We start from the raw sequence: 12,795 nt of genomic DNA on the forward strand, positions 1-12,795 counted from the left end.
CAAGCTGCCTTCCTGATAAAGCTTGCGCCAAAGGAAAAGCTGGTTGGCATTTATGCCGTTGCGCCTGGCGACCACCGAGACGCTTTGCCCGGGCTCCAGGCTTTCGCGCACCATGGCCAGCTTTTGCTCGGGACTCCAGCGCCGACGGCGCTCCTGGCCAAGCAGTTCGCCGCCACCCTTGTCGTTGCTGTTAGTCATAAACATACCCGTTTGCCTATCCCTTATCCTAAGGGGGAAACGGTGTCCTGTCTTTCAAGGGGCTCGTTCAGACTAGTCCTCCACGTGTCGAAGGATAAGGATGGCTGAACAGAGGAAGGGTCGCTAACCGGCCAGAAGCGGGCAGTCCTTCCGATTAATAAATCCGTCCCCTTTTGTCCGTCCCCTTTTGTCCTGCCTTTTGTCCTTTTGTCCGCTCAACATAGATGCAAGCAGACTCACCGCTATCGCGAGCAAGCTCGCTCCCACAGTTTTTCCAGGCTGTTTACAGGCATTGCATCCGTCATAAATCCCTGTGTGCGAGCTTGCTCGCGATAGCGCCCTAACAGCCGCCACATAACTAACTGACTTCACCTCACGCCATCTCCCTTCCTAAAGCTCGGTCCCCGGCTGTCGATAACCCGATGTATCCGCCAATCATGGACCGATGAAATGGAACTCACCCTTAGCGCCGCCTCTATTGCACCCGCCAACACCCACCTCACCCGCTCCGATCAGACGTTGGTCACTCATCCTCCAACAGGCTCTGTAAAGGAGCTGGCAAGCGCTGGCCCAGCAGCCATCTACCACCCCAGTGAAGAAACCCAGACCGTGGAGCAACCCCTAGTGGCCATTACCACCTGGGTCGGTCGATCCCAATCGCCAGATTTTCCTCGCTATGCCGCGATCGCCGAGAGCGCGAAAAACACGTTGAAAACCTCCTTCGAGGCATTCCAGTCAACGCTGTCGGCAACCCACCCGGATTTGGCCAGCAAGAAATTCGGATTCACCGTCGAGGCCGATGGCAAGCTGAAAGTGCTCAATACCGCCGGGCAGCTCAGCACCTCGGAAACCCAGCGCCTCACCGATCTGCTCAATGAATCCACTGATTTGAAAGCCACTGCCAGCGCCTTGCGCGACGCCTCCATCGACATGGTGGATGCCGACTCGCCTTGGTCTGGCAGCTACCTGGGCCGCTACAATCTGACCAAGGAAAATTTCGCCAGCACTATCGACCTGGCACCGCTGCTCAAGCGTGCCGGTTCGGTGCCGCCGCAGGAATTTTCGGACGGGCTGTTTTTCAACCAACTGGCGCACAAAGGCGAACTGGCGACCCAAGAGACGGAAGCCGCGATGCTTGAACGGCGTGCCGCGCAGCGATTCAGCGCGCAGGCCTGAAAGCCGGCTCTATCGAATCGTGAGGTGAGGTAGCTTGCTCCCGCCGGGCTGCGCAGCGGCCATTCCCATGATCAGCTATGAGCTGGCGGTGCGGTCGGCTTCCTGAAGGTTGTTTGATCACGAGGAGGCGCAAAGCCTCAATCGTGTCCATGATTAAGGGCCTGCGATATCGGCGACGTTGGGACGGAAAAGCCATCTCTAAATCCGTCGGACTACCGTTCAGTCAGAAATATCGCACTTCCTCTGGTTCATTAATCAAGGAGTTCCCCCTCATGAACATCGATTTCACCGGACGTCAGGTCCTGGTCACTGGGTCCACCAGCGGTATCGGTTTTGCGACCGCCAAAGGTTTTCTCGACGCCGGCGCTCATGTAGTCATCAACGGTCGCAGCCAGAGCAGCGTGGATGACGCATTGCAGCGCCTGGGTGGCCTCGCCGCCAAAGCCGAAGGCTTCGTTGGCGACCTCAGCAACGAGGCAGGCTGCCGGGTATTGGTTGCCAAGTACCCGCGCTTCGATGTGGTGATCAACAACCTGGGCATTTTCAAGCTGGAAGACTTTTTCGAAACGCCGGACAGCGAATGGCAGCGTTTCTTCGAAACCAACGTGATGTCGGGCGTGCGGGTTTCCAGGGCCTATGCGCTGGGGATGGTCGAGCGTGGCTGGGGGCGGATTGTGTTTGTGTCGTCGGAGTCGGGCGTGAATATTCCCGCCGACATGATCCACTACGGCTTCACCAAGACCGGCCAGCTTTCAATTGCCCGCGGCTTGGCCAAGCGCCTCGCCGGCACGGGCGTCACGGTGAACTCGGTGTTGCCTGGGCCGACGCTTTCCGAAGGCGTTGCCCAGATGCTCCAGGCCGACGTCGAGCGCACCGGGGACAGCCTGGAAAAGGTCGGCGCGGATTTCGTCAAACAGCATCGGAGTACCTCGATCATCCAGCGGGCGGCGCGTGTCGAGGAAGTTGCCAACATGATCATCTATGTCAGCTCGGAGCAGGCTTCGGCGACCACCGGGGCGGCGCTGCGCGTGGATGGCGGCGTGGTGGACAGCATTGTCTAGCGGGGTGCAGCGGTAGACCTGTGGATAACTGCCGGTTTACGACGGCTGCGCCACCGCCACTTGGTTACGCCCCAGCGCCTTCGCCTGGTACAGCGCCTTGTCCGCGTTGTTCATCAGGCCATTAAGGTCTTTATGCCCCGCCGCCGTGGAGGCAACGCCAAGGCTGGCGGTGATGCGTTGGACGGGGTCGACCTTCAACCCGGCAATCGTCGATACGAGCGTCTGCGCAATGTCGATGGCCACTGCCAGGGAGGTGTTGGGCAGCAAAATGGCGAATTCTTCGCCGCCGAGCCGGCCGTGGATATCCGTGGCACGAAACGACGAGCTGATGACCACGCCCATCTGCCGCAAGACCTGATCCCCCACTTGATGACCGTAGGTGTCGTTGATGTGCTTGAAATGGTCCATGTCCAGCATCACCACGCACAGTTCCAGGTGATGGATCTTGCAGTCGTGGTAGAGCCGCTGGGCGTGTTCGAAGAACGCTCGCCGGCTCTTCAGGCCGGTCAGTTCGTCGGTTTGGGCGGCACGGGTCGAGATGCTGTTGGCCTGCTCCATTTCCCGGGTCAGGCGGAAGGCGGTTTCCAGGGCCTTGGACATTTTCCGGGTGGCGCGGGCGGCGAAGGCGGCGAACACCAGGATCGAAAGGGCCAGGCCCATTTGCATCGTGGACGGCTGGACCAGCAGCCAGGCGGTGCACGGCAACAGCACCAGGCCGATGGAAACGAGGGTCATGTCGCGGTAGGCCGAGTAACAGGCCACTGCGCTGACGGACATGCCGACCGAAAAGAGCATGACCAGCGCCTGGGACAACAGATCGTCCGCCGGCATGATCACGAAGGCCCCGCCCCCCCAGACGCTGGCGGACAGCACCAGCGTGGCCCAATACCGGCGCTCCCAGCGTTGCGGTGTGCGCTCACTTTGGGTGCTGCGGAAATAGGCCACGAACATCGACAGGCGCAGCAGCGTCGTACCGGTCAGGATGCCCAGCCACCAGAGGATGACGCTGTGTTCAAGGCGGTCCCAGCACAACCAGCTGAGCATGATGGCCGCCAGGTAGCTGCCCAATACCGCTGAAACCGATTGGCGGAAGAGTTGCTGTAATCGATCGGTTCGCACCTGCTCGGCGATGAAGAAATCCTGGTCACTCCGAGATCCTAGGCAATCCATGTGATTCACCTGAGCCTGACGCAAAAAAAGAACGATTGTGGCACCTCGCCAGCAACGCAAACAACCGAATTACGCACGTAGCCTGCGCAAAGTCGCGCGGCTGGGAAACCACCTGGGCAAAGGGCGCCGACAGTCAGGCTGGAATCAATCCCGCTTCCTGGTAACTGGCTATCAGGTCATCGAACAGGTCGACGTCCATTCGCGTTCGCGCAATCAACTGCGCGCCCGCGACGGCGGTGTAGATGGCCAAGGCTCGACGCTCGCAGGCTTGCGGGGTGCCGGCGCCGGCATCGACCAGCACTTGGGTCAGCCACGCCACGTTGACGTCCGCATATGCCTTGACCTCTCGCATCACTTCTTCGGGCAGGTCTTCGGATTCGGCCGCCATGAAGCTGGACAGGCACAGCCTGTTGCCGTTCTTCAGCGAGCTGCGAAAAATGGAAGGGTAGCGCCGCAGGCACTCAGCCGGATCGGGGTGGGCGGCGCGTATCTGCTCCAAAGCCTGGCGCGTGTCTTGCCAATAGCGTTCGGCGACCGCGGCACCCAGACCGGCCTTGCTCGGGAAGTGGTAGTAGATGCTCGCATTCTTGATGCCGACTTCTTCGGCAATGCTACGGAAATTGATCCCGCTGTAACCGTGCAGTTGGGCGGCTGATCGGGCCGCCGCCAAAATGGCCTCTCGAGCATTTTCGTTCACGTTTGCCACCTCGCTTCGAGATTCAAATGGATCAGAGGCAGGGATTCTACGCCCATCACCGCTTACCTGCCAATTGTCAGGTAGGGGCTTGACGAGGTAGAAAATAGGGCCCAGTCTTTGCCTACCAACTGACAGGCAGGGACACAATCATGACCGCTCCGCAGCAACGCCGTGACGCTTCTTCAACGCCCGCTACGCTGAAAATCTACGACTGGTTCAACGGCCCCTACCCCGCCCGCGTGCGCATCGCGCTGACGGAAAAGGGCTTGCTGTCGAACGTTGAGTTCGTACCGATCAATCTCTGGACCGGCGAGCACAAGGCACCTGAATTCCTGGCCATCAACTACTCCGGGACATTGCCCGTGCTGGAGCTGGATGACGTGACGCGAATCGCCGAGTGCACGGCCATTACCCAGTACCTGGATGGCCTGGACGGTGAGCCGACGCTGACGGGCAGGACGCCGCTCGAGCAAGGCATCATCCATATGATGACCAAGCGCGCCGAAATCGAATTCCTCGATGCCGTCAGCGCCTACTTCCACCACGCTACGCCGGGCCTGGGCCCGCAGGTCGAGCTGTACCAGAACGCTGAGTGGGGCCGCCGGATGGGCGATAAGGCTGTTCGTGGCATGCGTTATTTCGACAACCTGCTCAAAGACCAACCTTACGTGGCGGGCGACGCGTTTTCGATGGCCGACATTGCCGTGCTGGGCGGCATGATCTTCGCCTCGCTGGTGCAACTCCCCGTGCCCGAGGACTGCGCCGCGCTGCGCGCCTGGCACGCCAGGATGCAACAGCGCCCCAGCGTCCAGGCATGGCGTGCGATGGTCGAGCGCGGTGCCGCGTAGCAATGAAAATGCCTCGTCAGCGGCCACGGGCGAGTTGAGTGCCTGGCTGGCGAGTCGGGTGTTGGATCGCGGGTGAACCCGCCAAAGAAAAACCCGACGCTTACGTCGGGTTTCTCTTTGCGGCTTTTCGCTTGTCCCGCGAATGAGTCACGGGTGCGAAAGGGATGCAGCGCACCGTTGAATGAGCGAGAGCAAGCCCCGCATGCTCATTGTTTTACGGCTTACTCGACTTGCGACAGCTTGGCGTCGTCGCAACCAGCGGCACGGCACTCGCGCTCGACAGCCTTGAGTATGACGATACGCGCCTCGGTCTTCTCATTGGCACAGTCCAGGTAGAGCAGACCATCGTTGGAGCAAGCGCTGTCACGATTTTTGATCCACTGGATTTGCGCGGCTTTCACCTTTTTCTTCTGATCCGGGTTCAGCGCACTCATCGTCTTCTTGTACTGTTCATTGATCTCCTGATCCGACTGAACCATTTTCAGCGACGCGCAATAGGTTCTGTCGTAGGCGTTTCTAGGGTTATCGCAGCTCATCGCGAATGCAGATGCCGATGCCATTGCCAGCAACGCCCCAACCAACAAAGACTTGATCACTCACTTCTCTCCCTGAATGCCCTCTATTGATTAGAGGTCGCGGCGGGGAATCTATCATGAGGGTTGGAGAACAATGAAGTACAACTGCAACGCCCTCGCCGCCGCGCTGCCTGTCGTTACAGCTTTGACGCTCTCGACCAAAGATCGAGGTCGCTGCTGCACGCCGCGACGATGTAGTTCCCACACCAGGAGAATCCGAACGCCCTCACGTGGTCTTTGTAGATCACCGTGCAATCCTTTTGATGACCCTCCATCAGGGCATCCTTGAAGGGTTTGCTTAGAATAAGGCGGTTTTCAGGCCAATCCGGAGAAACCAACTCCAGCCCTTCCCCGGCCATGTTGCCGGTGGGCAAGCCACCGCCCTGTAGGCCACACAGCGGTACGACTTCATCGGCGATCACGCCAATGCCCTGGCAATGCAACCCGAGCTCACTCAAGCCCGCATATTCTTCATAGTCGCGCTCAATTTTTTCTCCTGTGTCGCCGTGCACAACACTCCGACCCGAGCTTGAGACAACCAGCAAATAAGGACCTTTCTGCGAGAAACCTACCGATAGCAGCCCGCCGACGGCTATCGAGGTGACATGAGTCCAACCCTCGGGGTTCGCGTTAACCGGGATCTGGTCGATGAGTCGTATCAAGCGCTTTCGATTGTCTTCGTGTAGTGAATTCATGCGGGCACTCGGGTTAAAAAGGAGCAAGTTCATTCGCGACTGCAATTTGCCCTTTGCCCCTCTTTAGAGCAACGCTACGTATCGGCGCGTCGGATTCGTTCTGGCTGTCGTGTAGCCTTATGGCTTGGCTTTGCCCAGTTGCTTGCCGGTCTCGGCGACGATGGTTTTGAGGCCCTGCTCGTTGATCTTTTTCCAGTCACCGTCGGTGGCCATCTGCATGCTATCGCGCGCAGTGGTAATCACCTCAAGCGGCGCTGCGCCAGGGGTTTCGATTTTCAAGTGGGCCTTGTTGTTCACCGCCACGGTGAATGCACCGGGAGAGAACCACGTCCAGTACTCGATAATGTGCACATTCACCGCTGTGGCGCTCGGCGTTGGCGTTGTCACAACCTGATAGCCGGCCTGCTGATAGGCCGTCGCCACTGCATTGCCCACCAGTTGCGAAACGGTACGACCCGAGGGCAGCACCACATCGCCCAGCCCTTTGCCGAAGCCGTTGCGCTTTCGGCCAATAGCACGATGAGTGACGCTGGTATCGTTCACTTCTTCATCGTTTTTCAGCGAAGGGATATCGGCGCTGGGTGGGTCAATCTGGAAGACCCGTTCGTCCAAGGCGTTGATGTACACCTGCTGACCTTGGGCCGACGTGCCCGCTTGCGGCGCGGGGCCGGTTACGTCGACCTCGGATCGGTTTGTCGCGCATCCCACCAGCGAAGCAAAGGCAATAACGACGGCGGTTGCTTTGAAATAAGACATGGTTGCTCCTGAGTTGTGCTTGTCCTGAATGCCAGGCTTCTACATTGGCCGGGCGAATCTTGGTGAACCACAGCCATTCTGGCACCGTGCCATCATCACAAACAACCGAATGACCGCTGCCGGTGACAGCCAATCCAATGAGATCAACCGTGGCGAGGAGATTTATCCCCGGCGGCAGCATTGCAGCCCCAATCCTCTGAACAACTCACACCCCGTGGCGAGGGAGCTTGCTCCCGCTGGGCTGCAAAGCAGCCCCAACCCTCTGAACAACTCACACCCCGTGGCGAGGGAGCTTGCTCCCGCTGGGCTGCAAAGCAGCCCCAACCACCCTGAAAAACTCCTACAGACAAAACCGCAAAGCCAATTCAAACCCCAAGCGCAAACCCACCTAGTCCCAATTTTCAGGCCAAACCCAAGCCCTGTTTATCCTCCCGCCGCTAACCGACCGCCAGGCTACCCAACCTTGCGTCATTGCCTACAACTACGCCAGAATCCGCCCGCTTGTGCACCTTGCCTCTGGGCTCTATCGTTTTCCTGCCACTGCCCATCAGTGGTCGGGTTTAGTAGCCCGCGGTTGTGTCAGTAAAATGCATGAGCTCTCCATCCAGGCAGGTTCTCACTTTGCCCTTGATGGTGGCTGTGCGCAGGGCGCTTCGGCGCGCCGGCAATGCTGATCTCCCCGGTCTACTAACCTGCGTACAGCCGCCACCCTTCTTTTAGTAGGGAAGAGGTTGCGGCTTAACCATGGAGTAATCAGCACATGTTCAAACCTACACCGAATCCGCCAGAGGCGGACCAAGCTTCCTCGCGAACCAAACCCAAAGCCAAGAAACACGACGAAGCCACCAATCGCGTCTTGGATTATTACCTGCTACCAAAATCAGAAGATGCGTCCCAACCGGGCCAGCTCTTCACCGTCGCAAAAAACGCCGACAACGAATGCCTGCTCGCCAACCTCAGCGAAACCTTGGCGGCAGCCGACGCGATGGTCAGTAACCTGGCCTTCGACCTGGAAGGCTCACGCCGCCACATCGCTCTCGGTATCCAGCAATTGATTGAGTTGAGTTCGTTGCTGGCAAACCGGGTGTTAGATAACGTTGAGCCGCGGTAGCAGGTAAAATCCTACCAAAAAGCAAACCCGGCATCTTGTGTCGGGCTTGCTTCGTTTCATTTGAGTATCTATGTTCTCAACCATAGGGTGGGTCGCATGAAGGAGTAATGACTGTGAAAGCCGCACATTGCGAAAGGTAGATTGCGTCTTAAATTGGTACTAATCTCTACAGGTTGCTTCGGTTACGAAATCACGTTCGGGAATAGGCTATTCAGTAGCCATTTCTTAAACGCAGGTAACTGATAATTTGGCTCCTATCAGGTACCCCTTTGACGGAGTAAATTCCTCGGTTTTAGAGTTTTGCGGGATTTTGGCTACAGCTTGTGTTGATGCAATAGGTATAAATTCTGTTATATTGATTGGACAAGCGAATCATCCTTCAACCACCTAGTCTGCGAGAAAAAATGATATCTATAACACCATACCTTGACGGACTTAAGCTAGGAGATTATCAAGATAAGCTTGTGCATTTATATCAAACTGACTCACACCTAAATCAAAGTGTGCCTGCCTCTATTAGGGAATCCGTGGAGTGGCTCCTGCGGCAGGTAAACTGCTATTACAGCAATCGTATCGAAGGAAATCCTACGCATCCCAAAGAGTTATTGAAAATTCAGGCCCCACAAACACAGCCAATCAATAACCTTCCAGCCACTAGGTCTAAAGCCTTGCAAGAGCTTCTTGCTCATCTAGAAGTTCAGCTCAGGCTTAAGAAAAGACAAACGTCTGCAGACGAAATCACCACGCAGGATTTTATTAAAGAGTTGCACAGATCGTTTTATCAAGGATTGCCTGAAGATCAGTTAGTTGTCAGGAATCAGGATGGCGAAATAGCTTTAGATGAGCAAGGTAGCCCATTATTGGTCGTTCCTGGTGAGTACCGGAAGCATCTTGTGATAGTTGGAGGTCACGAACCACCGCCCGCCAGAGAGCTAACCTCTTATATGGATTGGTTGCAGAGGAGTTTCACTCTTTCGAAAATTCATGGAACAAATCGTGTTATAGCTGCAGCTTCATTGCATCACCGGCTAGCTTGGATTCATCCATTTCTTGACGGAAATGGTCGAGTAATTAGGTTGCTGACAGATTGCTACATGAGACACTCTGGCTTCGGCGGCTACGGCTTATGGTCTATAACTCGAGGTTTCGCCAGAGATACAAAAGCCTATTATAATGCATTGGCACAAGCAGACAAAGTCCGTCAAGGAATGACAGATGGGCGAGGAACACTATCTGACGGTGGGCTGGCTTATTTCATAAAATATTTTATTGATACTGCGCTAGATCAAATATCATATTTCTCTGAGCTGCTTGAGCCAAGGAAACTTAATTTACGAATCGATATATATTTTGAAATGCGTGCAAAGGGAGCTCTGCCGGCCGCGCCTGATGAAGAGCTCCCTCTTCTAAAGTTAGCAGCTCGGGATATATATAAATATCTACTGGACAGAGGCCCGCAGACAAAATCAGATATATGTGCCTATTTGGGAAAAAGCGAGCAGTCTCTTCGTGCAACGTTTAAACAAATGGAGTCTGAACGCCTTATCAATATTAGCAAAGATAAATATTATAAGGCTTCTTTGTCGACGCATGTGATTGAGTACCTATTCCCTCAGCTTTGGTAGTGCTGAGTTCCCGCACAGAAAAGTATGAGCGAGTTTTCTCGAGGACAGAAGAAAATCAGTCCCTTTCCAACATGATTATCCTGAAACTGGGCGCAGATCCTTGGTGAGAACTACGTCATCACCATAGCTTGGCGCGGATGCGACTTGTAACTATTTGGATGACTCCGGGACAAACGTCTCTAAAAATCTGCCCGTCGCCGGCTGAGCTAAGGAAATTTTAGATCGCCATCGGCGTTCGCTTTCGGATAGGCTACGCGCCATTCGCGTTTCTGGAACTGAAATGTCTATAGCTCCCTCCTTCGTTACTCCCCTACGTTACCCTGGCGGCAAAGGTCGTCTAGGGGCTTGGCTTGCTCAGCTCCTCAAGCACAACGCTCTAGACGGCGGACTCTACGTCGAACCCTATGCTGGCGGAGCCGGGGCTGCGATGTACTTGCTCACAAATGAACATGTTGAACGTATCGCCATCAATGATCTTGATCCGGTGGTTCATGCCTTCTGGTGGGCTGTCCTCAATGATACTGAGCGACTTGTCGAAATGATCAAGGAAACACCTGTGACTATGGATACGTGGCATGCGCAACGAGCTATTGTTGACGACGCCGGTGCAGTAGATCGTACGGTTCTGGGCTTTGCCACATTTTTTCTTAATCGGACAAATCGTTCAGGAATGATAAAAGGCGGAGTTATTGGGGGGATTAAGCAAACAGGTAAATATCTGATCGATGCTCGATATAAAAAGGAAAAACTGATCGAGCGAATAATTAGAGTTGCAAATTTTCGTGAACGCATCCAGCTTTTTAATATTGATGCTATGGAACTACTAGCCCACCCTGAGCTAGAAATTGGTCAAAAGTCATTAATCTATCTTGATCCCCCATATTATGAAAAGGGCAGCCAGCTCTATCGCAATCACTACCAACCGAATGATCATCAGCAGATAGCCACGATGGTGATGAATATCAATACACCTTGGTTGGTTACGTATGATAATTGCAGTGAAATCAATACTTTATATAAGCAAGCACGCGGGGTTGAGTTTTCACTTCACTACTCTACCCACATGCTAAGACCGAAGGCCACGGAGGCTATGTTTTATGGAAATATAGAACTACATACTCCTCCAACGCTGAGACGTTAATTTACCAACATTCAATAATGTACTGCTTTAACTCACTCCACATAGAATTTAGAGTCTCTCCATTTGGAAAATGAGCTGTTGAATGAAGATATTTTTGAAGTGTGCTAATTGTTAGCATTCCTCCATCTTCAGCACAGTGCCTTGAAACTACATCCAAGCTGTCTTGGCTTAGCTTGCCGTTTGCATGCATATGCCTAGCCGAACATTTTACTTTTTCCCTAAGTGGCGTATTTTGTTCAAGCCTCCGAATAGCGTTTGGGTTGCTGTTCAGGTAATTATCCGAGCTCAACTCCAGTAGAGCCCTCAAAAGAAACGATACGGATATAGGCGTTCCTTTTGTACCAGAGTGCTTCAGCGTTGCTAGTTCACGTAAAATATCTTGAACTTTGGTTTGGCTAGCAGGAACATCAAGACCATGACCTTTTACGACGAACAATCTATCTCGCGTGCCTGAACGAGGCTTTGCAGGATTCCCCGTTTTTTTCTGTTCGTCTCTTGTTCCTGATTCATTGGGGGATTCGTCCTCAGTCTCAGGGCTACCTATAGTGTTGAGATCAGCTGAAATCGGTTGAGGTGCCTGCTCATCATAATCCTCCCACCTACCAGCAATCTTCAATTCCTTTGCAAAATCCTCACGTTGAGTACGGCTCTTGAGCTTAGTCACAGATGCTTGGCCGCTAGCCATTGCTATCAACATTGTAGCCACTGCGCGATCAAAATACTCCTCATCGGCAATACGGAATACTTCACCCTTCGAAACATGACAACCTAGCTCTTTACGAACAGCAGGTGTGCTCAGCATTCGGTATAAAGTAGTCGCAGATATCTGATCATATTGAGCTGGTGTAACAAGCCCCTTAGATAGCGCATATGAAAGTAGATTCACTGCCGATCGGTTTGTACCTCTACTTCCTAGTCTCGCGAGGAAACTGTCGTACTCTTTCGGGCCCCACGAGGAAATGCCAATGCCGCCATGCTCCCCACCATGCCGCAACTGTATCCAATAAGCCGCCTCTGAAAAATCTTTAAACACCGCAAATTCAACGCGCAATGGTATTTGTGAGGAAGCCCTTTTTTTCAACTGCTCATATTGTTTTCGTAACTTCAAGTCAGGACAAATCTTAGGGTTATTCAAAAACTTAAGTGCTGCAACACGACGATTTCCCTCAACGACAATCCAAGGTTCTTTTTCGGTTTCTTTTGATGGAATCACTCCCATACCATCAAAAGGACTCAAGCCTTTTGTGGCAATGTCTGTTGCTAGCTTTATAACCTTTTGAGCAACAGCCCCAGAGGTCATCCACTTATAGATGTCGCGCTGAGATTGTTTTTCTCCATGCCTAGCATTTTCGGAATCGAGCAAAATGCTATTAATGGAAATGGTTTTTCTCGAGCTCATTTTCCCCACCCCTTGACTGTAATAAGAGACACGCGCTTGATGTCAATTCCGCAATGAGCCAGAACGCCATAGGAGTTCGTTGAACGGGCGCGGAATAGTGGCACCGATGGCTTTCATTCTTGCAGGTTGATGCTGCATCTTCTTGTTAGCTCAGCTGGAGAGAGGCGGAGCCGTCCACGTTTTCGAACAGTCCAGTGGTCCATAAGATATGGAGAGTAGTAAACGTCGGGTCACTGACATGAGTTGATACTCCTTTATGCTCTCAGGAGAGTTGATCATGCCAGCCTTTTGATATCTGCCACAACCACTCCAGATCCGCTCATCAAGTTTCGAGATAACAGCC

Annotated in this window: 13 protein-coding genes; 6 read left to right on the forward strand and 7 right to left on the reverse strand. The window is 54.0% G+C overall.

All coding sequences use genetic code 11. From position 1 onward, the window contains the following. Positions 1-198 (reverse strand): transposase (locus AD664_RS17390; RefSeq protein WP_157061577.1); only part of this gene is annotated, 198 nt, incomplete at its 3' end. Between the two features lie 450 nt (positions 199-648). Between AD664_RS17390 and AD664_RS17395 the strand changes: the two genes are divergently transcribed. Beyond that, entirely contained in the window at positions 649-1,374 is a 726-nt protein-coding gene (locus tag AD664_RS17395) for a hypothetical protein (RefSeq protein WP_053148158.1), read from the forward strand. 272 nt (positions 1,375-1,646) lie between these two features. After that, positions 1,647-2,435 (forward strand): SDR family NAD(P)-dependent oxidoreductase, encoded by a 789-nt coding sequence (locus AD664_RS17400; protein ID WP_053148161.1) that lies wholly within the window; start codon positions 1,647-1,649, stop codon positions 2,433-2,435. A gap of 36 nt (positions 2,436-2,471) precedes the next feature. Here AD664_RS17400 and AD664_RS17405 read toward each other — a convergent pair whose 3' ends face one another. Both AD664_RS17405 and AD664_RS17410 read right to left on the reverse strand, forming a co-directional pair. Further along, positions 2,472-3,605: a diguanylate cyclase gene (locus AD664_RS17405; RefSeq protein WP_053148162.1), complete on the reverse strand. Its 1,134-nt coding sequence runs from the start codon at positions 3,603-3,605 to the stop codon at positions 2,472-2,474. Positions 3,606-3,738: 133 nt separating this feature from the next. Continuing rightward, positions 3,739-4,302 (reverse strand): TetR/AcrR family transcriptional regulator, encoded by a 564-nt coding sequence (locus AD664_RS17410; RefSeq protein ID WP_053148314.1) that lies wholly within the window; start codon positions 4,300-4,302, stop codon positions 3,739-3,741. A gap of 149 nt (positions 4,303-4,451) precedes the next feature. Between AD664_RS17410 and AD664_RS17415 the strand changes: the two genes are divergently transcribed. After that, entirely contained in the window at positions 4,452-5,150 is a 699-nt protein-coding gene (locus tag AD664_RS17415) for a glutathione S-transferase (RefSeq protein WP_053148164.1), read from the forward strand. Positions 5,151-5,371: 221 nt separating this feature from the next. Here the strand turns inward: AD664_RS17415 and AD664_RS17420 are convergent, their stop codons facing one another. The 3 genes from AD664_RS17420 to AD664_RS17430 all read right to left on the reverse strand — a co-directional run bounded on the left by AD664_RS17420 (position 5,372) and on the right by AD664_RS17430 (position 7,176). Continuing rightward, a complete protein-coding gene (locus AD664_RS17420; protein WP_080922152.1) occupies positions 5,372-5,746 on the reverse strand; it encodes a lysozyme inhibitor LprI family protein in 375 nt (124 codons plus the stop codon). Positions 5,747-5,862: 116 nt separating this feature from the next. Further along, entirely contained in the window at positions 5,863-6,420 is a 558-nt protein-coding gene (locus AD664_RS17425; protein WP_157061578.1) for a hypothetical protein, read from the reverse strand. Between the two features lie 117 nt (positions 6,421-6,537). Continuing rightward, entirely contained in the window at positions 6,538-7,176 is a 639-nt protein-coding gene (locus AD664_RS17430; RefSeq protein WP_053148169.1) for a hypothetical protein, read from the reverse strand. 760 nt (positions 7,177-7,936) lie between these two features. Between AD664_RS17430 and AD664_RS17435 the strand changes: the two genes are divergently transcribed. The 3 genes from AD664_RS17435 to AD664_RS17440 all read left to right on the forward strand — a co-directional run bounded on the left by AD664_RS17435 (position 7,937) and on the right by AD664_RS17440 (position 11,053). Then, positions 7,937-8,287, forward strand: coding sequence for a DUF6124 family protein (locus tag AD664_RS17435; protein WP_053148171.1), 351 nt, complete (start codon positions 7,937-7,939; stop codon positions 8,285-8,287). A gap of 359 nt (positions 8,288-8,646) precedes the next feature. Next, positions 8,647-9,912: a Fic family protein gene (locus tag AD664_RS27145; RefSeq protein WP_157061579.1), complete on the forward strand. Its 1,266-nt coding sequence runs from the start codon at positions 8,647-8,649 to the stop codon at positions 9,910-9,912. Between the two features lie 280 nt (positions 9,913-10,192). Next, on the forward strand, positions 10,193-11,053 hold the full coding sequence (locus AD664_RS17440) for a DNA adenine methylase (RefSeq protein ID WP_053148173.1): 861 nt from the start codon (positions 10,193-10,195) through the stop codon (positions 11,051-11,053). Position 11,054: 1 nt separating this feature from the next. On the opposite strand, the gene AD664_RS27555 is transcribed toward AD664_RS17440, so the two are convergent. Then, positions 11,055-12,452: a hypothetical protein gene (locus AD664_RS27555; protein ID WP_157061580.1), complete on the reverse strand. Its 1,398-nt coding sequence runs from the start codon at positions 12,450-12,452 to the stop codon at positions 11,055-11,057. Between the last annotated feature and the right edge of the window lie 343 nt (positions 12,453-12,795).

It is taken from the genome of Pseudomonas sp. P97.38 (assembly GCF_001269745.1).
GTDB lineage: Bacteria > Pseudomonadota > Gammaproteobacteria > Pseudomonadales > Pseudomonadaceae > Aquipseudomonas > Aquipseudomonas chlororaphis_E.